Annotated in this window: 23 protein-coding genes and 1 tRNA gene; 9 read left to right on the top strand and 15 right to left on the bottom strand. The window is 56.8% G+C overall.

The window, feature by feature from the left end; genetic code table 11:
• Positions 1 to 24: 24 nt before the first annotated feature.
• The 12 genes from GbCGDNIH8_RS01815 to GbCGDNIH8_RS01760 form a co-directional block, all read right to left on the bottom strand.
• Positions 25 to 669: a response regulator transcription factor gene (locus GbCGDNIH8_RS01815; protein ID WP_081368787.1), complete on the bottom strand. Its 645-nt coding sequence runs from the start codon at positions 667 to 669 to the stop codon at positions 25 to 27.
• The gene (locus GbCGDNIH8_RS01810; RefSeq protein ID WP_157692517.1) at positions 666 to 2,102 is read right to left on the bottom strand and encodes an ATP-binding protein; all 1,437 of its coding nucleotides are present in this window, start codon (positions 2,100 to 2,102) and stop codon (positions 666 to 668) included. Before GbCGDNIH8_RS01810 ends, GbCGDNIH8_RS01815 begins: the two co-directional genes overlap by 4 nt.
• Positions 2,029 to 3,114 carry a VWA domain-containing protein gene (locus tag GbCGDNIH8_RS12780; protein WP_072571884.1) on the bottom strand — a complete coding sequence of 362 codons (1,086 nt, stop codon included), beginning with the start codon at positions 3,112 to 3,114 and terminating at the stop codon, positions 2,029 to 2,031. Before GbCGDNIH8_RS12780 ends, GbCGDNIH8_RS01810 begins: the two co-directional genes overlap by 74 nt.
• Positions 3,114 to 3,689: a tetratricopeptide repeat protein gene (locus GbCGDNIH8_RS01800; protein ID WP_072571883.1), complete on the bottom strand. Its 576-nt coding sequence runs from the start codon at positions 3,687 to 3,689 to the stop codon at positions 3,114 to 3,116. The genes GbCGDNIH8_RS12780 and GbCGDNIH8_RS01800 overlap by 1 nt, the downstream gene beginning before the upstream one ends.
• Positions 3,686 to 4,675 (bottom strand): vWA domain-containing protein, encoded by a 990-nt coding sequence (locus GbCGDNIH8_RS01795; RefSeq protein ID WP_081368785.1) that lies wholly within the window; start codon positions 4,673 to 4,675, stop codon positions 3,686 to 3,688. The genes GbCGDNIH8_RS01800 and GbCGDNIH8_RS01795 overlap by 4 nt, the downstream gene beginning before the upstream one ends.
• A complete protein-coding gene (locus GbCGDNIH8_RS01790) occupies positions 4,672 to 5,547 on the bottom strand; it encodes a hypothetical protein (protein WP_072571882.1) in 876 nt (291 codons plus the stop codon). Before GbCGDNIH8_RS01790 ends, GbCGDNIH8_RS01795 begins: the two co-directional genes overlap by 4 nt.
• A 94-nt stretch (positions 5,548 to 5,641) precedes the next feature.
• On the bottom strand, positions 5,642 to 6,517 hold the full coding sequence (locus GbCGDNIH8_RS01785) for a DUF58 domain-containing protein (protein ID WP_172822992.1): 876 nt from the start codon (positions 6,515 to 6,517) through the stop codon (positions 5,642 to 5,644).
• The gene (locus GbCGDNIH8_RS01780) at positions 6,514 to 7,557 is read right to left on the bottom strand and encodes an AAA family ATPase (RefSeq protein WP_095206400.1); all 1,044 of its coding nucleotides are present in this window, start codon (positions 7,555 to 7,557) and stop codon (positions 6,514 to 6,516) included. The genes GbCGDNIH8_RS01785 and GbCGDNIH8_RS01780 overlap by 4 nt, the downstream gene beginning before the upstream one ends.
• Before the next feature lie 13 nt (positions 7,558 to 7,570).
• Entirely contained in the window at positions 7,571 to 7,882 is a 312-nt protein-coding gene (locus GbCGDNIH8_RS01775; protein WP_095206399.1) for a methanol dehydrogenase [cytochrome c] subunit, read from the bottom strand.
• Positions 7,883 to 7,912: 30 nt separating this feature from the next.
• Positions 7,913 to 8,530: a cytochrome c(L), periplasmic gene (gene moxG, locus GbCGDNIH8_RS01770; protein ID WP_081368784.1), complete on the bottom strand. Its 618-nt coding sequence runs from the start codon at positions 8,528 to 8,530 to the stop codon at positions 7,913 to 7,915.
• Positions 8,531 to 8,595: 65 nt separating this feature from the next.
• Positions 8,596 to 9,489, bottom strand: coding sequence for a methanol oxidation system protein MoxJ (moxJ, locus tag GbCGDNIH8_RS01765; RefSeq protein ID WP_081368783.1), 894 nt, complete (start codon positions 9,487 to 9,489; stop codon positions 8,596 to 8,598).
• A gap of 81 nt (positions 9,490 to 9,570) precedes the next feature.
• The gene (locus tag GbCGDNIH8_RS01760; RefSeq protein ID WP_072571880.1) at positions 9,571 to 11,448 is read right to left on the bottom strand and encodes a methanol/ethanol family PQQ-dependent dehydrogenase; all 1,878 of its coding nucleotides are present in this window, start codon (positions 11,446 to 11,448) and stop codon (positions 9,571 to 9,573) included.
• Between the two features lie 217 nt (positions 11,449 to 11,665).
• Between GbCGDNIH8_RS01760 and GbCGDNIH8_RS01755 the strand changes: the two genes are divergently transcribed.
• Together GbCGDNIH8_RS01755 and GbCGDNIH8_RS01750 are read left to right on the top strand one after the other, a co-directional pair.
• The gene (locus GbCGDNIH8_RS01755) at positions 11,666 to 12,271 is read left to right on the top strand and encodes an SRPBCC family protein (RefSeq protein WP_253736074.1); all 606 of its coding nucleotides are present in this window, start codon (positions 11,666 to 11,668) and stop codon (positions 12,269 to 12,271) included.
• A 66-nt stretch (positions 12,272 to 12,337) separates the two neighbouring features.
• Positions 12,338 to 12,922 carry a DUF1643 domain-containing protein gene (locus GbCGDNIH8_RS01750; protein WP_072571878.1) on the top strand — a complete coding sequence of 195 codons (585 nt, stop codon included), beginning with the start codon at positions 12,338 to 12,340 and terminating at the stop codon, positions 12,920 to 12,922.
• On the opposite strand, the gene GbCGDNIH8_RS01745 is transcribed toward GbCGDNIH8_RS01750, so the two are convergent.
• From GbCGDNIH8_RS01745 to GbCGDNIH8_RS01735, 3 genes are all read right to left on the bottom strand, one after another.
• Positions 12,874 to 13,806, bottom strand: a complete 933-nt coding sequence (locus GbCGDNIH8_RS01745) for a CDP-alcohol phosphatidyltransferase family protein (RefSeq protein ID WP_408874682.1) — start codon at positions 13,804 to 13,806, stop codon at positions 12,874 to 12,876. The two genes, GbCGDNIH8_RS01750 and GbCGDNIH8_RS01745, sit on opposite strands and share 49 nt — an antisense overlap.
• Positions 13,803 to 14,474, bottom strand: coding sequence for a phosphatidylserine decarboxylase (locus tag GbCGDNIH8_RS01740; protein WP_253736073.1), 672 nt, complete (start codon positions 14,472 to 14,474; stop codon positions 13,803 to 13,805). The genes GbCGDNIH8_RS01745 and GbCGDNIH8_RS01740 overlap by 4 nt, the downstream gene beginning before the upstream one ends.
• 89 nt (positions 14,475 to 14,563) lie before the next feature.
• Complete coding sequence (locus tag GbCGDNIH8_RS01735; RefSeq protein WP_072571876.1) at positions 14,564 to 15,601, bottom strand: hypothetical protein; 1,038 nt, start codon at positions 15,599 to 15,601, stop codon at positions 14,564 to 14,566.
• Between the two features lie 121 nt (positions 15,602 to 15,722).
• On the opposite strand from GbCGDNIH8_RS01735, the gene GbCGDNIH8_RS01730 reads away from it, so the two are divergent.
• The 7 genes from GbCGDNIH8_RS01730 (at position 15,723) to GbCGDNIH8_RS01700 (ending at position 21,327) form a co-directional block, all read left to right on the top strand.
• Positions 15,723 to 16,421 (top strand): cytochrome b/b6 domain-containing protein, encoded by a 699-nt coding sequence (locus tag GbCGDNIH8_RS01730; protein WP_081368782.1) that lies wholly within the window; start codon positions 15,723 to 15,725, stop codon positions 16,419 to 16,421.
• 67 nt (positions 16,422 to 16,488) lie between these two features.
• Positions 16,489 to 17,103, top strand: coding sequence for an LOG family protein (locus GbCGDNIH8_RS01725; protein ID WP_072571874.1), 615 nt, complete (start codon positions 16,489 to 16,491; stop codon positions 17,101 to 17,103).
• Positions 17,104 to 17,147: 44 nt separating this feature from the next.
• On the top strand, positions 17,148 to 18,488 hold the full coding sequence (locus GbCGDNIH8_RS01720) for a hypothetical protein (protein ID WP_072571873.1): 1,341 nt from the start codon (positions 17,148 to 17,150) through the stop codon (positions 18,486 to 18,488).
• Between the two features lie 212 nt (positions 18,489 to 18,700).
• A tRNA-Pro gene (locus GbCGDNIH8_RS01715) sits at positions 18,701 to 18,777 on the top strand.
• A 57-nt stretch (positions 18,778 to 18,834) separates the two neighbouring features.
• The gene (locus GbCGDNIH8_RS01710) at positions 18,835 to 19,305 is read left to right on the top strand and encodes a hypothetical protein (RefSeq protein ID WP_157692515.1); all 471 of its coding nucleotides are present in this window, start codon (positions 18,835 to 18,837) and stop codon (positions 19,303 to 19,305) included.
• 145 nt (positions 19,306 to 19,450) lie between these two features.
• Positions 19,451 to 19,966, top strand: coding sequence for an adenine phosphoribosyltransferase (locus tag GbCGDNIH8_RS01705; protein WP_072571871.1), 516 nt, complete (start codon positions 19,451 to 19,453; stop codon positions 19,964 to 19,966).
• Positions 19,967 to 20,184: 218 nt separating this feature from the next.
• On the top strand, positions 20,185 to 21,327 hold the full coding sequence (locus GbCGDNIH8_RS01700; protein ID WP_072571870.1) for a hypothetical protein: 1,143 nt from the start codon (positions 20,185 to 20,187) through the stop codon (positions 21,325 to 21,327).
• Positions 21,328 to 21,357: the final 30 nt, after the last annotated feature.

The raw sequence follows: 21,357 nt of genomic DNA, 5'->3' as shown, positions 1-21,357 counted from the left end.
AGGCAGGCGCGACACCCTTTGTCTTTACGGCTGGGTGCGCGCCTTCCATTCCACTGCGAACTTGACCAGCGCGGCCCCGGTGCGAATTTTGAGCCGGGTGCGCAGCGCACCGCTCATATTGGCCACCGTCTTGTAACTGACGCCCAGCTCGTAAGCGATTTCCGACAGACTCAACCCATCGCCGAGCAATTCCAGCACACGCTTTTCTTTGACAGACAGATCAGCTGCCACATTGGAATCCGGCATCAGCCTTCCCAGAGCCAGAGATTGCGCCACCACCTGCCCAAGATAGACGCCGTTATTCATCACCTGATCAATTGCCAGCAGGATTGTCTCCGGATCGTCGTTCTTGGTGACATATCCCTTGACGCCCCGATCCAGCGCGCGGCGCACGAAATGCGTATCGCCATACATGCTGAGAACGATAATACGCACTTCAGGATTATCACGCAGCAGATCATCAAGCAGATCGAAGCCATTGCTATCCGGCAGATTGATATCGAGGATGATGACATGCGGTTTCTGTGCAGCATTGATGGCGACACCATCCTGACCGGAACTGGCCTCCAGCACTTCCAGCGTGTCCCGGCGGCTCAGCACGCGATGACATCCGGCACGCACCAGCGGATGATCCTCCACAACCAGAACCTTGATCATCGGCTGCGTCATTCCGCTGTTTCCTTCTGCACGGCTGAAACCGGCATGACTGCTTCCACCACGGTGCCTTGGGGATGATTGTTCCGCACTTTCAACTCGCCCCCGCATTGCCGCAACCGCTCCGTCATTCCCAACAATCCGAATCCCATCCGGAAATGCTCCGGCAGGCCTGTGCCATCATCTGTCACCAGAAGATGAAGGCGCCGCGCTGAACCCTGTCCTGACGCTCCATCATGCCATGACAGAGTGACATTCACCCGATCGGCAGAGGAATGTCGCACCGCATTGGTCAGGCATTCCTGCACAGTCCGGTAGAGAACCAGGTTGATCTGATCATTTTCTATCCTGAGATCGCGTGGCATGGAAAGCCACCACTCCATCTCCGGATAGCGATCCTGCCACTGGGTCATCAGATCCCGAATGGCATCGGCAATCCCCATGTGATCCAGCGCCATCGGGCGCAGCCGTTCCAGAATACGGCCATTTTGCTGTTGAATCTGATCAATCAATTTCGCGACAGCATGAGCGCGCTCGATAATGAGCTGCCCCGCATCGCCCTGCCTGCGCGCTTCCAGCAACAAGGTAGCCAGCTCTGCGCGGGCGCCGAACAAAGTAGCGCCAAAATCATCGTGCAGTTCACGGGCCAGTTCACGACGCTCCGTTTCCTGCAACGAGACCATCTGTTCCAGCAGACGCTCATTATCCCCGCGCACCGCACGAAGCGTTTCGGCAAGCTGATTGAAACGCTCCCCAATGGGCTTCAGCTCCGTTACATCAAGTGGCGAAAGCGTGTCGAACTGCCCGGCCCGCATACGCTGCAACCCCTCCGCCAGCGTGCTGATCGGCTTCAGCGCATAGCGGGCGGTCCAGAACATGGCCGCCATGATCATCAATGATACACAGGCCAGCAATTCGAGAAGAAATTTAAGCTCCTCCCAGATTTCAGCAATTTCGTTATGAGGATCGCCAACCATCACGATATCGCCACGAAATACGCCTTCAATCTGCACCGGGAAGGAACGAACGGGACGCGGAACATGAAACCACCCCGCAAACCATGCGGGCGCCCCGCTCTCCACGAGCGGCGGGGCCGCATGCGGCGGCGTGGCACCAGACGGCACATAGATAAAAATCACATGGCGAATGTTCGAGAGATCAGAAATCAAATGCTCGATCTCGGCATCCTGATCGCCAGAATGGCCCAGGCTGCGCAACGCATAATGAATCAGCATGTCGCCCAATTCTGTGCCGGACTGAATTTCCTGCTCGATCCGCTGGTTGGAATCGAACAGGACCACCCCGATGACAAACAGGATCGCTGCCGCCAGAATAACCAGTGGCAGCACGATCAGACGGGCCTTGATGGAATGCTTAAGCGCGGTAAAGGGCCGTGGAAGCAGGATTGCCCGCCACAGAGGACGCCTTATTGCTGTCTCTTCCTGCATTCCTGTCCTCCAGCCGCCGCCGGGCCTGCGCACGGGATCGCCAGACTGCGACCGCACCCCATACGGGAAGGACAAGATAACATAAACCCAATGCCACAAGCGACAGCAGGGCAGGAATCCACGAGATTTCCACCAGTTGCCTGACCGGACGTTTCGTCATCCGCTTTTCAGCAACATCATTCAGATCGCCTGTGCCGAGATGAAAATAATCGAGGCCGGTTATTGTTCCCAGTGATTGCAGGTGTTTTTCATCCACGGCTGATAATGCGCCAGATGCATTACCGCCGACATTACCGAAAGGCGCATTACGAGGGTTGTACCCTTCACGGCTTTCCGCATCCGGCGGTGGGGGGGCCGCCTCGTTTTCTGCCGGAATATCCTGCGGTCTCCAGTATCCAACCTGACGGCCATGATCGTCGTATTTGGGAATCGGTGTGGGCGTCAGCCCTCCGACACCTACGATCAGCCCTTTGACAATGCTCTTCTTCCCGTCGAAAGGCGGCGGTCCAGTCCATGGCAGCGGGGGGGCTTCCTGCCCGTCCGTCATGAACATCAGATCGGCATTCAGATCATGCGCAAGAACGATCGAGCGGTACAGCCCCTCCGTAATATGGCTGTCTCCTTCCCACGCCATGCGCCAGTCAAGATGCGTAATCTCGTCGTCCAGAGCAGGGAAATTCGCGCATGTTTCAACGGGTTCAACCACCAGATAGGGGCGACGCTCCGTAAAAATCGCCAGCCCGAACTGTGATCCACACGGCAGCCGGCCCACAAAATCACTCAGATCATGCCGCACTTTATCCAGACGACTGACGACCTGACCATTCAGCATCTGGTCCCGCGTGTTCATACTGCCCGTGATATCGACCACGGCAACCATGCGGTAAGACGGGCCTGTATGATAAACCCGCGGCAAAATGACTGCCAACACCAGCAGGAAAACAGCCCCTGCGCTCAACCAGAACCGGGGATCGTTCGCAGCAGGCCAGGAAAAAATGCGGGGCCTTGCCATCAGGGTAGTCCCTGTGGCTGACCGGGCATGTTGGGCCACAATTTTTTGGTGGCAGGGAGAGAGTCACCCTCCTCCTGCTCGGCAGCGGGGAAATCCCGCACCATCCGCATGGCGACGTCCAGATTGAACTTCATGTCCCAGTTCAGGGGATCATCTTTCAACGCGCGACGGTAATCCTGCTTGGCGCTGATCACCAGCGGGATGCTTTTCTCCAGAGCATCATTGTCAATCTCGTCGATGGCCCGCCGCATCATCGTGTTGGCAATATCGTAAGACAGCATCGCACGCAGATGCGGGGGCGCATGCTGCATATGCTCCAGCACAGACCGTGCATCCTCGTATTTGCCCATTTCCAGCAGATAACGTCCCCTGGCCACATAAACCTCGGGAGCTGCATTGGGGGGAATGACAACGTCATTGCGGTGTCGCAGCTGCTTCATAAGATGTGTATCACGCAGGGCGCGCTGCCAGTGCATCCCCTGCCATCCGGCCATTCCCAAAGCCCCACCGAACACCAGCCATGCCAGGGCGATCCTGATCCTTCCGGGCGTCAGCCATTGTATTCTGCTTATCATGCCGCTCTCCTGCCGCGATAAAGATCGCGTTCCAGAAATCGTGCCATGCACAGAACCGCGAGAACCAACGCTGCAATGCCGTAGCAAAACCGGTTGTAATCCTCACGCGGCACATATTCGTTGTAGATGATAGACGCTGTTTCCAGCCGGTTGATGGTATCAACAGCAGATTTCAGGGCATTCGGATTATCGGCCTCAAACGCCTTGTATGGCACGCCCAGACCAGAAAACCATGCATCCAACGCGGCAGGGGCATCGGCATCCGCCGTTTCACCTGTTGCATGCAAGCCGGGATCACCCTCCGTGCGGAGATACAGATAATAGATATGCACGCCCAGCCGTACGGCCTCGGCATGAAGCCGAGGTTCCAGCTCGCCATCGATGACGCCTGCACCATCCGAGACGAACAGAACCACACGCGCCGCATCGGGAGAACTGTTCTGAAGCTGCGCGAAAGCCAGCGACAGGCCACGGCCTATATTGGTCCGGGCAATGGCCGGACGCCGCATGGCATCGAGAGAGGCCTCTACCGCTGCACGATGCTCCGTCAAAGGCATTGCCAGAATAGGAGATGTTGAAAACGCCACAACACCAAAACGATCATGCGTGCGTTGACGGAAAAAATCCTTCACCAGACGAATAGCCGCATCAGTCTTGGATTCCTTGGCGGCATTTGGAGTCTGGTTGTCGAAGGTCTGGTCCATGCTGATGCTGCGATCAATCAACAGCATGATCTGTGCACCCTGACCGACTTTCTGGATCGTCAGCTTTTCCCGATGCAGACCTGCCAGCCCCAACACCGCCGCGATGATCGCAACCGCCCCCAGCGCACGCAGCACGCCCACCACCACGGCAGAGAGACGATCCGCCGGAACCACCATGACAGATGGAAAAGCGATCCTGCGGAAGCCAGCGCCAAATAACGGCCACAACGCCAGCAATCCCGCCAGCAAGACCCATGGTCTATCAATGGCGAGATGCATCATGCGCGTTCAGACCGGCTGAGTTGACGCGCCAGTGTCAGGATCGCCTGCGGTGGGAAAAATTGCATCGCCTGCACAGCATCGGACGCATAAAAGCAGCGTCTCGATGCCTCAAAAAATCGCTCGATCTCTGCCTTCAACCCGGCGAAACGCTGATGACGGGTTATGAAGCCGGGGACATCCTCAGCCAGAACGAGACCGCCTTCGGTACGGTTGAACGCTTCGTGCAAGGCTTTTAGGCCGTTGCGGTACGCTTCCCTCTCCTCCCGACCACGCTCCCGGCGAATCTGCTGGACCGCAAATCCAAAAGGCCGTGACTGTCGACGCAACACCGTGCCGAACCAGCCCGAGAGCCAGCCGAGCCAGATCAGAGACAGCAGCGCCACGCCCAGCGCCACCAGCGTAGCCCTGAGTGGGATGGCGACATCCGGCAATGGCGGCAGATGATCCGGTTGAAGAAAACTCGCATCGACATCTTCACCAGGGCTGACTTCGCGGATAGGCGAACTCATGAACTGCCATGTCGGCGTGCTGAGTTTTCTGTCCGCTCCTGCACCATGGATCACAAGTGTAAAGCCAGGAACCGGCAATTTCTTTGGTTCCAACGGATCATAAAACGTCTGATATTGCAGAGTCAGCCGAACCTGTTCTCCACCATCTGCCAGCTTGTGACGGATGACATCGACCCTGCGCAGTGTAAGCCAGTAATTGATATCGCCGGGTGTCGGCACGGTAGACGGGTCGAGTGTCTCTCCCTTTGCAAGGGTTATATCGACCGCACTGTCCAGAACATCCCCGATATAATAGCCGAACAGACGACCAGGTGGATGAAACACCAGAGAAGCGCCTTTGACGGCAGCATCATGATGCGTCATGTCGGCCGCCCTGACGGGGCAGGATGGGTTTACGGTCGCAGCCGTTAGTGCCAACAGCAACGCCACCGCCGATCTGTGCGAAAATGCATTCATCTCAGCCTGCCAGCAAATGTTCGCTCAAGCGTTCGTAATTGATCCGGTCCCAGGCGAAGAAAGGAGGCCGGCCATAAGGAGACAACAACTGTCCCAGCATCCGCATATTCTCGGCTGCCGCCTGCGACCATCGTCGACGCAGAGCCGGACGCAACAACAGGCTCCGCGGCTGCCCGGTTTCCACATCCCTCACATGGATGAAGCCGAAACCGGATGGCAATTCCCGCTCACGCTGATCCCTCAAAACGACAGGAACGATGTCATGACGCCCCAGCGCCGCCAGTGACGGTTCCAGCACCGACCGCGGCGCATGAAAATCAGACACCAGCAACACCAAACGCCGGCGGGTACCCAGATAGGCAGCGACATCCTTCAGACCATCGATGTTACGTGCCGTCAGCGGCTCCGTCTGCAAACGCTCAAGAATAGCCTGCTCTGCTCCCCTGATACGGGAAGCCTTGAGAAGACAGTCCCGCATCACAGTTTCACCGAAACCGATAAAGCCGAACGCATCCCCACTTCTGCGGGCTGATTGCGACAAAACCTTCACCAGCCTGGCAATTTCGGCTCGGCGCGCACCATCCTCGGTCGGATCCATCGACGCCGACAGATCAGCGATCACGTAGACATCAATGGCGCTGCGCTGCTCAATCTGGCGGACCATCAGCGTGCCGTCCGGCTCCTTCGCCGAGCGGGCAAAGTCGATACGCCGCGTGTCGGGGGAGGACCAGAAGGGAACATATCCCCTCAACTCCCCTCCGCTGCCATTCTGGCGGCCCCGGTGACTGCCGGGTCTGGCACCCGGCACTCGCCAACGCACTTTGTAGGCCAGATCAGGCAACGCGGCGTCATCGAACGCCGACATTGCGTCGCTCACGGGGCCGAAACGCGCTCTAGCACCTGGCGGCACAGCGCCGGCACCAGAGTCTCCCGCCGAAGTTCATAGAGTGGATCAAGGAAAATGCGATGTGCCATGGATTCCATGAACACGGCACGCAGATCTTCCGGCACCACCATATCCCGCCCGTTGAGGAAAGCATTGACCCTGGCCGCACGCACCAGATAGCTGAGGCCGCGCGGGCTGGCGCCTCCCTGCACCAGACGATCCATATCAACACCATCCAGCATGATGCCATGTTGACCGGGATAGCGCAGAGCATTCCAGAGCCGTACCACATACGCTTCGAACGCATCCGAAGAATGGATGCTGGCCTGAATAGTCCTTGCCACTCCATCCAATGTAGTATGGGGCAGAATATTGGTCTCGACCGAACCGATCAGACTGTCCACATCATGAAAACGACGATCAAAGATCAACTGCCGCCGAATAGTATCATCGGCAGGGGTTTCGACCGGAATTTCCATAAAGAAACGGTCTCGGGCCGCAGCAGGCAGCTCATAGGTTTCTTCACGTTCCAGACGGTTTCGATCGGCGAAAACCAGAAGATGCGGCAACAGAACTTCGCGATTAAACGCCGTTACGCTCCGCTCGGCCATCAGACGCAGAAGCAGGGAATGCACCTGCGGACGGGCACGATTGATTTCGTTGAAGAAAAAAACGGCCAGATCTTCACCATGATGCAACACCGGCCCCGGCTCCAGCCTGGGCTTACCATCATCGCCAATGGCCGCATGATAAATCAGATCGCCGGGCATCAGATCGATCGTGCCTTCGACACGTTCGTATGGACCGCCAATCGCTTTTGCAACTGCTCTTAAAAGAGTGGTTTTACCAACACCGACATCGCCTTCAAGCAGCACGTGGCCCCGTGCCAAAATAGCGATGGTAATAAGGCGAACGACACGTTGCTGTCCCAGAACGGCACCAGACACCGCCGCCTCAAACGCAACCGCACGCTCCCGCCAACCGCCGAGGCTAAAAGCCTCGGCGCTGGCGTCGGCCACTGATTCTGACATAAAGTCAGAGACCTCAGTTACCCTGACCCTGCAGCTTGTTCACATCGAACTCGAACTTGCCGGTCTTGACGAAGTTTTCGACACGCAGCTTGTTGCGGGCTTCCTGAGCGTCCAGAGCAGCCTGCTGCTTCGCCAATTCCTTCGGATCATGATGCGGATCATATTTTGATCCTTTCAGAACCGCCGGATAACCGGGTTCCGGCTCCCAGCAAACGCCCGGTGCCTTGCAATGCGTGCCGTCATAAGCGGCATGAGCAACGGAAGCACCAGCCGCACCGGCGATCAGGGCCGCTGCCAGGGTTCCCTGGATGATTCTCTTGAACATATGACTTCCTCCTGATTAGGTTTTGGATGGTTAGCCGGGAAGCTTGCAGGCCTTTGCGTCCTCGCTTGCAGGGAACTTGGCCTCATCTTCCTTCTTGAAGAGCTTGAAGCTCTTGCGCTGAGCGTCCGTCAGCCACGGCATGTCTTCATCCGTGTGCTTCGGGCCTTCATAGTGGAAACGAATCCAGGCCATCACGCGCAGGATCTGATCCATCGTCAGATCCTGATTATGGGGGCCCATCATACCGTTCGCACCACCGAAGATTGTGGAGAACAAGCCCTGATCGGTCTTATTCGTCTCATAAGTCCAGTAGTCATCGGCCAGAGAGGGGCCAACTTTGCCCTCCATCTCTCCACCATGACAGCCTGAGCAGGCAGAAAGCCACAGGCTTTTGCCGTTGGGGAGGCAGGATTCAATCAGATTGTAAGGGTTATGCCCGGTCTGAAGGAACTGCTTCACGGCCGCTGTATCGCGCCCGTCAGGCAGGGAGTCGTTCAGGTCCAGCGCATCACCGGTTACAGTATTGGTGAATTTGATAGCGCTGGGCGGAACAGGCGTATCACCCGCGCGTGCCGGTCCGGAGACCGCGACAACAGCCGCGAGCAGGGAAGCAGCCAGAGTTCCATTGATGAGATGTTTAAACGTCAAGGGTCCGTTCCATTTTTCTCGGCTGTGTGTCTCGATCTTACACAACCATCGGTCTTCCAGAGTTCTCAGGAATTAGGCGCGAGGGTCTGAATATTCTCGTCCTTGAGAATACTCTCTATCTGTGGTTTCGCCTTTTCCAGAGCAGCATCGAGCTCTGCCTGCAACGCCGCATCATCCCGGCGAACACCCATGACCTCGCTATAGTGCATCGGCACTTTCTGGCCATCAGAGCGCGTCGCAGTATCGGGGATGACAGTCACGCGCAGCTTTACCGGAGACGCCTTGACGTAGCGTGCTACCTCCGGATCAAACGCAACTCCGAGATCGGCAGCACCGGATGCAACCTCGGATACAATTTTGTCAGATGGAACCTGAACATACTGATTTCTGGGGGACTTGAACCCGACCAGAGACTGCTGATAGCTAAGATTGTCTTCGTATTTTCCAATCTGGCGCAGCATCACCTCACCAGGAGAACCGAAGGCAACAGCAATTCTCGTGATATGCTCAAAAGCCGGATCCTTCCAGTCCTTTGGCTGCGCCTTACCATCCTCACGGGTGATAAAGACATAGCTGGACCGGTAATAAGGCTTCGTCGTCAGAACGCGATCATCGCCTTCATCAAGACCAGCCACGACATCACAGGCATTTTTATACAGCTGGTCACGCACGGAGTAGATGGCAGGCCGGTCAGTCCAGACAAAAACCGCCTTACGTCCCATGGCTCCCGCAATAGCGGACATAATTTTGTTTTCAACACCCGTTGCTCCGGGCTCGGAAAACGGGGCCTGCTTGGTGGAGGCACAAATCCGCAGAGTCTTCTGCGTATCCTGCCTGGAAGACGCGCTTCCTGTCTCATCAGACCATGCGGGCTGCATTGTGGCAGACATTGCAAGCAATGCCCCCATGGCTGCTGCCGCAACATAGCGACGCTGATTGTTCATATGACGATAGCGCATCGTAAAACCATTCGATTGCTGAAGCTGTGAGACCCGCCACGAAAGATATCATGGCGGGTCTTTCTTCACAGGCGAACCCGATTAGTTGGCGTACTCGCCGACCTTCGGATTGTCATACGGACCCTTGCCGCCCAGGGAGAACACGAACACGCCGCCACCCTGCTGGGTGTAGTGTGCCAGTTCCTTGAAAGCACCGACTGCACCGAGACCGGCGGACGGATCGTTCAGGTCAAACACCATACCAACACCGGGCCAGCCCCCAACACCGTAGTAGATGGCAACATACTGGGTGCCCTTGTGTTCATAGGTGATCGGATAACCGATCACACCGGATGGCAGCTTGAACTTCCACAGCAGTTCACCGGTGTCCTGGTTACGAGCCTTGATGAAGCCATCAAGCGTTCCGTAGAATACCAGATTGCCAGCCGTGGCCATCGTGCCACCCCAAACGGCAAAGCGTTCCATCTTCTGCCATTTGAACTGACCGGTGATCGCGTTATAGGACTTGATCTGACCCAGACCTTCATAGGTCTGACGATTGCCCTTCGGACCCGGATACATGTTCAGTGTCGCACCGACGAAGAACTGACCAGCGCGATACGGCAGCATGAACGGTTCCCAGTCCATGCAGATGTGATTCACACCCAGGAAGAACTGCTGCTTTTCCGGAGAATAGCTGTCGAAGCCCTGGTTGTGATAGCCCATGGCGGACGGGCAGATATCACGACCCTTGTGATCCATATAGGTCGCGTATTCAGGATCGCGAACCGGAATACCGGTCTTCAGATCGACATGCTTCACCCAGTTGACGGTGTCGTCGATCTTGTTGGCAGAAACCAGATCGCCATTCGTACGATCAAGGGTATAAACAATACCGTTACGATCCGGATGGGTCAGCAGCTTGCGCAGCTTGCCATCCTTGTCTTTCTGTTCGGACAGCATCATCACGTTGACGCCCGCATAGTCCCATTCATCGTGCGGGGTCTTCTGATAGCCGAACTTTGCTTCACCAGTGTCAACATCGCGGCCGAAGATGGTCATCGTCCACTTATTGTCACCGGGACGCATCGTTGCGTTCCACGGAGACGGGTTACCGCTTCCGTAGTAGATCAGGTTGGTACCGGGGTCATACGCATACCAGCCCCAGTTCGTGCCACCACCGATCTTCCAAGTTTCTTCCTGCCAGGTCTCGGTGCCGAGGCCGAACTGACCGTATTGCGGGTTGTGGATGTTGAAATCCTTGGCCAGCAGCAGGTCCGAATCCGGGCCGGTTTCGTAAGCGCGCCACTTCTGCGCACCGGTGTGCACGTCGTAGGCGGTGATGAAACCACGAACACCCAGCTCGGCGCCGGAGCTACCCGTGATCACGATGTCTTTGACGACATACGGGGCCTGGGTCTCGGTCTGACCCACCTTGATGTCACCGTTTTCCATCTGCCAGACGACTTCGCCGGTCTTGGCATTCATCGCAGTCAAGCGGCCATCGAGCAGGTTTTTGAAAATCAGGGCCGGGGTCTTGTCGTCACCGGGCCAGTAGGCCATGCCGCGGTTCACAACGTCACAACATGCCACAGAACGTGCATTGGCGCTCTGTTTCGGGTTGTTTTCCCAGAGAATGCGGCCAGGATTGTCCAGACCCAACGCAAAGGTGCGGTTGGGGAACGGACCCGTGACATACATCGTGTTGTTGACGACGAGCGGCGCACCTTCATGGCCGTTCAGAACGCCGTCAGAGAAGGTCCATGCAACCTTCAGATCCTTCACGTTTTTCGTGGTGATCTGCTTCAGAGGGCTGTAGTTCTGGGCCTCATAAGTACGGCCCGGCATCAGCCAGTTTTCATTGCTTTTGGACAGCTCGATCAGCTTGTCCTCAGCCATGGCGGACGTAGCGCCAGTGGCAACGCCCAACACCGCACAGAGCGATGCAGACGCGAGCAGTCCTATTTTGGATTTGCGCATCGACTTTTCGTCTCCTCCCGTTTCGTTGGGCGGATCGTATGAACGCCTTTGGTCGACTTCCTAGAGGCAAAATTCAATTAAGGACTTATTGTCTAAATCAAGCATATAGTGTTTTTTGTAAGTTATAAATTAGAATTTAGATTTGCATTATATGCAGAAAATAATAGAAAAAACCCCGATTTATTCCTCTTTTCAATAACAACCCTCTTCATGAGGTTTGCGTGTTCTTCGCGCTTGCGTACAGCCGTGCTGCTCACATGCTTCGCAAGAGGGTTATTCGATGAAAAGACGGCTTTTTATGGGCGCGATTCTCGGCGTTTCCCTGATTTCGCCCCTCACCGCGCATGCGCACGGCCCCACGCCGCAGAAGGTAGACGAATCCGTCACCGTGTCGGCACCACCTGACAAGGTGTGGGCGATCGTCAAGGACTTCAACGGAATCGGCAAATGGGATTCCCAATTTACGGCTGTCACCTTCAAAAACGACAAGGATCAGGGACAGGAACGCACGCTGACCCTCAAATCCGGCAAGAAAATTGTCGAAGGTCTGGATTTTATCGATGAGAACGCCAAACAGATCGGCTGGCGGCGCGTCGATGACGATGTCACCGCCCTGCCGGTCAGCTCCTATAACGTGAAGCTGACAGTCACGCCGGATGGCAGCGGATCAAAAATCACCTGGGATGGCCGCTTCTATCGTGGCGATACCGGCAATGAGCCGCCGGATAATCTGAATGATGCTGCCGCTGTGAGCGCCATGACCACGATGATCAAAACCGGCCTTGGCAACCTCAAAGATTATATCAATAAAAATGTAAAATAAGACAGAGTCGGAAAGGGGGCGGCCAGCCCCCTTTTTTGCGGCCCGTTTGCGTGCCAGAACAGGGCCATGACCACCATCGCTCGCAGCCGCCCGGCCTCTTCCTCCCTGCCTGAACATGATCCGGGCGGAAAACGTCTGCTTGCCCTGCCCCCCGGCACTGTTGGCAGTGCTGTTTTTGATGGTCCCGGCAATTGCTACCGCTATGAACTCCGCCGGTGCTGGGAAAAGTCTGCACCTGCGGTCATGTTCATCATGATGAACCCCTCCACCGCCATTCCTACCCATGACGACCCGAGTGTCGCCAAATGCGGCCGCTATGCCCGACGCTGGGGATATGGAACGCTGCTGGTCGGCAATACATTCAGCTATCGGGCGACCGATCAGCTTCAACTGGCCGCAGTCAATGATCCTGTCGGGCCGGGCAATGACGCAGCCTTGCTGCGCATGGCCGCTGAAGCCGATCTGGTCGTCCTGGCTTATGGTCGACCAAAGCTGAAACCGCTTCAGTCACGGGGGCCTGCCGTCATGCACCTGCTGCGTGACGCGGGGATCGTGCCCCACGCCCTGCGCCTGTCAGCCGATGGTTGCCCCCATCATCCGCTTTATCTGCCGGAATCGCTGACGCCGTTCCCCTGCCCTTCTGCCTCCTGATCCTCCAGCAGCGCCTCATTCTGCAAACGGTGGAAGCTGCGGACGCTGAAGGGCAGCATGGCGGCATACAGCAACCCAAACGCCGCCAGCGCCGCCCATGGATCCGCCACAAGGAAAGCAATATAAACCGTCAGGCCAAGCAACAGCGGCAGAACATACTGCGACGGCACCTTGAAGTTCTTGAAACTCCAGACCGGCAGGGTGGACACCAGCAGCAAGGCGGTACCGATCAGAATCGGGGCGCAGAACAGCGGGGAATGCGACAATGCCAGCAGGCCCGGCCACTCCATTTCTCGCGCTTCCAGCCCGATGAACAATGGGAACAACACAAGTGCAGCCCCCATCGGCGCCGGCACGCCGGTGAAGAAATTCTGCACATAGGCCGGTTTGCTGACATTGGAGTCCTTCGGCTCATCCAGCGCAGCATTGAACCGCGCAAGACGCAGCGCCATGCAGACCGCGAACATCAGACACGGCACAAAGCCGAATCCATGAACAGGGCGCAGCGACCACAGATACATCACGAAAGACGGAGCCACCCCGAAGCACAGAAAGTCAGACAAACTGTCGAATTCAGCCCCGAAGCGGGTGGTGGCTCGCAACAACCGCGCCAGCCTGCCATCCAGACCGTCAATACAGGCAGCAACACAAATCGCCACCGCCGCCCATCCGAACCGTCCCTCCAAAGCCAGCCGCATAGAGGTCAGCCCGGCACAAAGCCCAAGCAAAGTCAGCAGATTGGGGATGATCCGGTTGAAAGAAGGCCCCGCAAAACGCGGGCGACGGCGCAACCGGCGACGGCGGCGCATACTGAGCGATTTGGCAAAACGCGGATGCCTTGGCGCGTCTCCGTGCGGTCTCGCCGGTGTTTCGTCACCGCTCATGGTGTCAGATCAGCGATGACGGTCTCGCCACCGATCATGGTCTGGCCTTCCGTGACCAGCGGCACGACGCCTTCGGGCAGATACAGATCCGTACGACTGCCGAAACGGATAATGCCGAAACGGGATCCGGCATTCACCACATCGCCCTCCCGCGCATCGCAGAGGATACGGCGGGCAATCAGACCGGCAATCTGTACCACTGCCACTGTGCGCCCATCCGGCATGCGGATGGCCAGTGCATTGCGCTCATTATCCTCACTGGCCTTGTCGAGACTGGCATTGACGAATTTACCAGGTCGATAGGCGATTTTCGTGACCGTCCCATCCACCGGCATACGGTTTACATGCACATCCAGCACAGACAGGAAGGTCGCCACCCGCCAGCGCGGCGTATCCCCCAGCCCAAGCTCCGGCGGAGGAACGGCGGGGGCCACAGAGACGACATGACCATCGGCCGGTGCCAGCGCCAGCCCGGTCCGGCCCGGCGGCACACGCTCCGGATCACGAAAGAAGAACAGGCAGAACAGCGTAAAGGCAACGCCCAGCCAGACGATCCAGTGGGACAGAAACAACCCGACCAGCGCGACACCCACACCGCCGATCAGGAATGGTCGCGCCGCCGGATGCGGAGGAGCGAGAACCATTTTGACAGATTGAACCATGGACATCTGGGCAGACTTCCCTTTGGGGATGGAGCGTACGGTTATGAAACCTTCTGAATAGAGGAGCAAGCGAGAGGGGGGCACGCTGCTGCGGCCTATCGCAATCCGGTCAGGGCGGCTGCTGAATAGGTTACCAGGGCGGTCAGCAGGACAGCCATCATGGCTGCAACCGGCTCCGGCTTCAGGAATCGTCCCCTCCGCCGGAAGCGAGCGAATAAGAAAAGGCCTATCCAGGGGGGCAGCCAGATCAGCCCGGCCGCATATCCAGCTCTGGAGAGCGGAGAAACAGATGCTCCGCCCGGATGCAGGGCGACCAGCGCCACGGCCAGTATAAGTGTCGCCGCAGCACATTGAAGCGGCAGCAGAGGGTGGTCTTCCTGCTCCGCCCGATCCGCCCCAAGGGACAAGGCAGGCTGCTTGGTCTGCCCGTTTTTTTTCCCGGTGCTATGGGAAGCGCCCGACGTTTTTTTGCCCGCAGCCGGGCGTTTAACAACGGCAGGCCGCTCCCTTCCCCCGGCGAACCACGTTCCCAGCGCAGCCGTCGCCACAACCCATGCCAGACCGGACCATCGCAGCCCCACCGGGCTCGTCACACGACATGCGTCCAGCGTCAGAGCCAGACAGGCCGCCATGGTCAGCAACCCCGCTGCCCTCTGGCGCATGGAACCGTCAAGCAACAGAACAGCGCCAGTACCAGCCAAAGCAAACATCGCCCATCTGGCGATACCTACAGGTATCCCGATCACGCGGGCCAGCCACCAGCCTGCTGCCAGCAGGAGAAGCCCACAGGAAATAATCGGCACCCCGCTTTTCCCAGCACTGACAGCGGTCACCGCGCGGGACAGAAAGGATGGTAATCGCCATGGCAACAGCAAAGTAGACACAACCGCCAACAGCAGCAGCGACTCGAATAATGAAACCGCTTTGCCACCTGCATAAGAAGGCGCCAGCAGCAGCCAGCCCGCCAGCATGGCGGCACCGCCCCCGATCGTCGCCAGACCGTTCAGGCCGGACCATGCTGCCCCCCGCCTCAACAACCATGGTATCAGGGCCGCCAGAACCAGCGCATAGGGCACCGGACCACCCGGTATCGTCTGAAGCAGGCCCGGCGGTTGGGATGCCGCGATTGCCATGCGGTGCTGGCCTCCACAAAACGGTCAACTTGTCGCAAAAGGGGATCGCGTGATGCGCTGCCTTGCGTCAAGGTGCCGCAGCTTCGACCCTGAATAAACGGCCTGAACAAACGGATAGAGCATGAAATCGGCGAGTGGTATTCGGTTATCGATGCGAGTGTGGGATGCGCCTCTGCGCCTGTTTCATGGGGCATCCACCCTTCTGGCGGCCCTGCTGGCATTGAGCTGGGTCGAAGGCTGGCCTGATATTCACCGCTGGACCGCAGAGACGCTTCTGCTTCTGCTGCTGTTCCGTCTTGGCTGGGGATTCGCCGGGAGCGAGACCGCCCGCTTCAACGCCTTCCTCGTCGCACCGCTGAGCGGGGTGGAGAAGCGGGAGACAAAACGCCGCACAACAACCCGACTCACGGCTGCAGGACCCGGTCAAGCCACACGTACCGATTTCGGCCATGGTGCTGCTGGAGGATGGCTCATATTGGTGATGCTTCTGGCCCTGTCAGGAGCCTGCCTGACGGGATTATGTGCCTCACCATCAGATCCCTTTTTCCACCTGCTCCCGCCGGAGGCGACTGCCAACGCCGCTTTTGCGCATCGTATTGCCCTGATAGTGCTCGGTGCCCTGTTTGCGCTGCATCTGCTCCTGCTTCTGATCGCCGGGCGCATCTCCGGGGAAAACCCGTTACGGCAGTTCATCAGCGGGAAAAAACGCATGCCCGCCGCCACCAGAACACCAAAACTTGCCGGACCGGGCATGGCAGCGCTGGTCTTTTTGTGCGCCCTGCTGCTGACCCTGCTGCTCTTGCGGCAATTCGGGGGCTGATTGATCCTTCGCCTTATTCCTTTTCGGACATCGCGCAGTACAGGAGCCACTCTTGAAAGACGCCGGCATGAACGGGCTTCCTCTTATTACCACCACTCCGTACCCCATTGCGAAAGCGGTCGCCGTTTTCTGCGGCTCCCGCACTGGCAATCGCCCGGTCTGGTACGAAGCCTCCGTAGCGCTGGGACGCGGGCTGGCCAAAGCCGGAATCACGCTGATCTATGGCGGCGGCAAGATCGGCCTGATGGGTGCGGTCACGGATGGCGTGCTGGCCGAAGGCGGCAGGGTCACCGGCGTGATCCCCGATTTCCTGCGTCAGAAGGAGGTCATGCATGAGCAGGTCACGGACATGATCGTGACCGACAGCATGCATACCCGCAAACGCCATATGTTCGATCTGGCCGATGCGTTCGTCACCATGCCCGGCGGTCTCGGTACATTCGATGAAACGTTCGAGATCGTAACCTGGCGGCAGCTGGGCCTGCACGATAAGCCGATCCTGATCTGTAACATTGATGGCTGGGCCGATGCTCTGATCAAAGTACTGGACACTGCCATAGCAGATGGCTTCGCCGATGCCAGTTGCCGGAGATTGTATGAGGTGGTGCCGGATGTGACCGCCCTGCTCGACCGGTTACAAAAGATGCCTGAAAAGGAAAATGGCGATTCAGGTCGCCTGTAAAAACATGCCACCAGAAATTATAAAAAGCAGTATATAATAAAAATATGACACATACAAAAAACATTATTCAGAAAAAAATATTTATTTCATCCTTTTTCATAACAGCACTCATTCTGTTTTTCTGGATTTATCATTACGGCCCCATATGGCCCGCCAATGATTCTTATGGTTTTCTAAGATACATTAATTTTATTTCTAATGGAGATTCAGGTTTAATTGATGTGATCAGGGCGCGTAGCAACGAACATCTTATTGCATTTCATCTGGCTGTCGCTCTCGCAACCCTGCAAGCGACTGGAATCTGGATGAAAGCACTTATTTATGAAAACGCCATTCTTCTGTTGTCGAGTGGTATCATGCTTTGGTTTGCATTGCGTCAATCAACAATCATAAAGATTTATCCATTTCTGACCACTATGGCCGTTACCCTTCCACTTCTTAATCCGTCACAGACAAGTTACCTGCTATGGAGCTTCCAGATATGGTGGTATCTAGATCTAGCCATGCTGGCAGGTTCGTTTTTATTGATCGAACGCTATGGCTTCCGCGCCTATCCTGCTATTTTTATCATATGCCTTCTTGCAACAGGATCTGAAGCCCAAGGTGGTGCTCTGTGGCTGTCAAGTGGCGCACATTTTTTCATGATCTCGCTACGCTCCAGAGAAATACGCAAGGGCCTGTTTATTGGCTTGCTACATGCCATTCTTTTTGTTGTTGCTGTATGGCTGACACTGCTTGTATCCAGCACAAATATTCCGAAACCAGAAAAGGCAATAGGCCTTCTTGGGCACCTGATTTATTTCACCAAAATGATAGGAGGTGGATTTGGCAATCAAAACGAGTTGTTTGCCCTCATTACAGGGGCAATTTCACTGATCCTCTGGGCGTTGCTATTTATCCGCTCCCTAAGCTTTAATACAGTAGAAAAACGTCTTGGCGCTGTATTAACCGTGATACCGTTATTGTGGACAGCAGAATTTTCAGTTGGACGTGAAAACCTCGGTGTTAGTTGGGCATTTAGTGACTTTCACGAAGCACCTATGCTCGTGCCTTTCTTTATCGGTATCTCGATCTATGCATTAGATTCCCTTCCAAGAAAATTCGCCTCTGCTGTAGCAACGGCTTTCATAACTATTCCGCTCATGACGGGTGCGTCCTGGGGATATGCTCGTTCAGTAGAAATGCGTGCTATTTCCAACCTCGCAGCAGCAGCGAACTGCTCTGGCATAGCTGTTCCCCGCAAAGACATGCTTCGACTGATTCTTCTTGATAATTACGGTTCTATCTACGATGAAACGGCAAATTTCGTGCCCCAGATGTGCCACCATGCCGGCGATGTATCGAAGTGGATACCCGATCTGCAGGCCTACCTGAATCATCGGTGACCTCAAAAAAGCACCATCACTAACCAAAAGCCAATGATGGTGCTGACCCCCTTATCAACCCGTTTTTCCATAATTTTGCAGAAAACACTGATTTCTCTTTAAAACCATATACCAATGCCATCCGGAACAGAAAAAAGAACGATTAGGCTACTTTTATTATGCCCAGGCACCTTGCATGATCACAGGAGGTTGGGTATACGCCCGGCCTCGGCCGGAGTGTAGCTCAGCCTGGTAGAGCACTGTGTTCGGGACGCAGGGGCCGGAGGTTCGAATCCTCTCACTCCGACCAGCCGATTTTCTTTCCCGCATGTCTGATGGACTCCATCACATGGCTCGGGCTTTTCCTATGATAATATATCCTGTCAAAGCTGTGACGTTGTTGTGCCTGATGGCCGGTAGCATGGCCAATGCAAAGCACTCGGAACAGCCTGCTCCCTTTGCGGTTGATGTCACCCTTTCGCCATTGGCTCGGCAAACGCTGCTCAAGCGCCATGAGGCCATTACCGTTGCCGTCTTTTATGATGGCCTCCCCACCCCGGCGACTCAAAAAGAGGCCACGGAAGGGGAAATTGCTCTTGGTCAGGAAAAAACGACCCTCCCTGCAACTGGGGGCCGTACTACCATTTCCGGAAGCGGCTTCAGACAGAAAAATCTCGACAAGATCATACCGGACTCTGCCAGAATTCTGATCAACGTCTATTCGGCCAGACGCTCAGGCCCCGACAATCTTCTCGACTGCACCAGCCACGAAGGTCCACTGCCCAGACAGGGCGGGAAGACCATTCCTGTTCATTGCCGCCTGATCGGAGAGCGATAACGGGCCTGGCGGAACACATCCTGCATTTAAACGCCCTGCAGTTACCGCTATAGAAGCGCGCCCGCGGTTACCACTGAGAGGCGCATCCGCGCCATGCGACCGGTCCGGGCAGGTAAAATTTTGGACGAAAGCAGGACCCGCGCGCATGGATCTCAAGAAGTATATTCGGGATATTCCGGACTTTCCAAAGCCTGGAATTCTGTTCCACGACATCTCCACGCTGCTGGCAGATGCGGATGCCTGGCAGGTCACCATGGGTCGACTCGCCAACCGTGTGCGCGTTCACCATCCCGATATACTGGCCGGAGTTGAAAGTCGTGGCTTCCTGCTGGCCGCCCCGCTGGCGCTGAAGCTGGGCTGCGGCTTTGTCATGCTGCGCAAGCGCGGCAAACTGCCGGGCGAAACCATCGGGCTGGATTATACGCTGGAATATGGCACCGACCGTCTGGAAATTCAGGAAGGCGCAATCAAGCCGGGACAGCGCGTGGTCATTGTGGACGATCTGCTGGCAACAGGCGGGACACTCGCTGCCGGGATCAAACTGTTGCAGAAAGTCGGTGCTGACGTCGCCGCTGCCGCCACCATCATCGAACTCAGTTTCCTGAAAGGCCGCGAGCGGCTGAGCGTTCCGTGCGAAACGCTGGTTGATTATCAGGACTGATCCCATTTTCTGATGATGTGTCATTTTATATCCTGATTTCAGGCAAATTCATGGCATATGCGCCGTGTTTTCGCCTGAAAACGGATGAAAATATCTTTTGCATTCCCCGGAGCGTTTGCTGTCACCGCCCAACTCGGTTAAGGCAGATGCTTCGGACCGTGAGGAGACCGGGCTGGGCCGGCCCTCCTCCACCTCAGGGATGAAGGTAGGGGAACCCGGTGCCACATACCAATCAGCCGTTATTGTCAGGCATCAGAAACAGGGAAGGAGCTCCTGACACCCTGCTGACGGAGCAGGCCCGTCGCTCCTTCCTGATCAAGCTGTTTTCCTGCGCTGCTATGGGGGCGATTCCGGGGTCTGTGCTGGCTACTCCCCGCTATGGCCGTGCCCAGGGCACTCCTTTAAATCTTCAGACCATTCTGGTTGCCGGAACCGAACACGGCGCACTGGCGCCGCTGGCGCATGCTATCGCGGGTGCTCTTGGCGGGTATCTGAACGGATCAGCCCTACCCGCCATTGTGTTTCAAGGTGCAGCCGATGGCGTGACGGGCGCCAATCAATTTGAAGCCCGCACCGCACCGGATGGACAGACCGCCCTGCTGGCACCCGGCGCTGCCGTCCTTGCCTGGCTTGCCGGAGATACACGGGTTCACTTCGATGCGTCAGGCTGGGTTCCGGTCATGGCCGGAACCGTATCGGGCGTCGTACTCTGTCGGCGCGACAGTTTCTCGTTGAAATCAGGCAGTCGCCCCCGTATCGCCGTTTCCGGCTCTATCGGGCCTGAAATGCCGGTTGTGCTTGCACTGGATCTGCTCGGTCTTGACCCGGTGCCGGTGCTGGGTATCACGGATACAGCGGCCGCCTGCTCGGTTCTGGCCAATGGCTCGGTGGATGCCATTCTGTTACGTGGCCCGGCGATCCATACGTCTCTGCCAGCACTGAGCAGTGTCGCGCAGCCTCTTTTCACGCTCGACTGCGTGACCGAAGATGGCGCGCAGGAACGCGATCCGGCTCTGGCAGGTATTCCACGATGCGGAGAAATTCTGGCGCAACACGGGGTCAGAGGAGTTTCGAGCCCGGCCCTGCTGCTCGCGTTGAATGCCGCCATAGCAGCATCACGCCTCAGCTTCTCACTGGTTCTGCCTCATCTTTCCCCGGCAGCGACGATTGCCTTGTGGCGCCGGGCCTCCGGAGAGGCCGTCACAGCGACCGATCTGACCACTCTCGCAGAGTCCAGAACCATCAGCCTGCTGGCTCATGGGGCCGCCACCAGCAACACACTGGCCACCATTCCCACCACGGAAGCGTTGCTACAGCTTCGTCAGTGGCTGGGCCGCCGGATGAACTGGCGTCCCGCCTGACACGGAGGGGCCAATATTTCTGAGGCCACC

The organism is Granulibacter bethesdensis (assembly GCF_001889545.1).
In the GTDB taxonomy this organism is placed as follows: domain Bacteria; phylum Pseudomonadota; class Alphaproteobacteria; order Acetobacterales; family Acetobacteraceae; genus Granulibacter; species Granulibacter bethesdensis_B.
The sequence above is the reverse complement of the archived record's forward strand: the minus strand, read 5'-3'. Positions and strand labels throughout refer to the sequence as shown.

Coding starts and splice junctions, on each gene's coding strand:
- GbCGDNIH8_RS01815 (WP_081368787.1), bottom strand. CDS start 669: ATGACGCAGCCGATGATCAAGGTTCTGGTTGTGGAGGATCATCCGCTG.
- GbCGDNIH8_RS12780 (WP_072571884.1), bottom strand. CDS start 3,114: ATGGCAAGGCCCCGCATTTTTTCCTGGCCTGCTGCGAACGATCCCCGG.
- GbCGDNIH8_RS01780 (WP_095206400.1), bottom strand. CDS start 7,557: ATGTCAGAATCAGTGGCCGACGCCAGCGCCGAGGCTTTTAGCCTCGGC.
- GbCGDNIH8_RS01775 (WP_095206399.1), bottom strand. CDS start 7,882: ATGTTCAAGAGAATCATCCAGGGAACCCTGGCAGCGGCCCTGATCGCC.
- GbCGDNIH8_RS01795 (WP_081368785.1), bottom strand. CDS start 4,675: ATGATGCATCTCGCCATTGATAGACCATGGGTCTTGCTGGCGGGATTG.
- GbCGDNIH8_RS01750 (WP_072571878.1), top strand. CDS start 12,338: ATGACCACCATCGCTCGCAGCCGCCCGGCCTCTTCCTCCCTGCCTGAA.
- GbCGDNIH8_RS01760 (WP_072571880.1), bottom strand. CDS start 11,448: ATGCGCAAATCCAAAATAGGACTGCTCGCGTCTGCATCGCTCTGTGCG.
- GbCGDNIH8_RS01730 (WP_081368782.1), top strand. CDS start 15,723: ATGAAATCGGCGAGTGGTATTCGGTTATCGATGCGAGTGTGGGATGCG.
- GbCGDNIH8_RS01790 (WP_072571882.1), bottom strand. CDS start 5,547: ATGACGCATCATGATGCTGCCGTCAAAGGCGCTTCTCTGGTGTTTCAT.
- GbCGDNIH8_RS01810 (WP_157692517.1), bottom strand. CDS start 2,102: ATGCAGGAAGAGACAGCAATAAGGCGTCCTCTGTGGCGGGCAATCCTG.
- GbCGDNIH8_RS01705 (WP_072571871.1), top strand. CDS start 19,451: ATGGATCTCAAGAAGTATATTCGGGATATTCCGGACTTTCCAAAGCCT.
- GbCGDNIH8_RS01725 (WP_072571874.1), top strand. CDS start 16,489: ATGAACGGGCTTCCTCTTATTACCACCACTCCGTACCCCATTGCGAAA.
- GbCGDNIH8_RS01740 (WP_253736073.1), bottom strand. CDS start 14,474: ATGTCCATGGTTCAATCTGTCAAAATGGTTCTCGCTCCTCCGCATCCG.
- GbCGDNIH8_RS01720 (WP_072571873.1), top strand. CDS start 17,148: ATGACACATACAAAAAACATTATTCAGAAAAAAATATTTATTTCATCC.
- moxJ (WP_081368783.1), bottom strand. CDS start 9,489: ATGCGCTATCGTCATATGAACAATCAGCGTCGCTATGTTGCGGCAGCA.
- GbCGDNIH8_RS01710 (WP_157692515.1), top strand. CDS start 18,835: ATGATAATATATCCTGTCAAAGCTGTGACGTTGTTGTGCCTGATGGCC.
- GbCGDNIH8_RS01735 (WP_072571876.1), bottom strand. CDS start 15,601: ATGGCAATCGCGGCATCCCAACCGCCGGGCCTGCTTCAGACGATACCG.
- GbCGDNIH8_RS01745 (WP_408874682.1), bottom strand. CDS start 13,806: ATGAGCGGTGACGAAACACCGGCGAGACCGCACGGAGACGCGCCAAGG.
- GbCGDNIH8_RS01800 (WP_072571883.1), bottom strand. CDS start 3,689: ATGATAAGCAGAATACAATGGCTGACGCCCGGAAGGATCAGGATCGCC.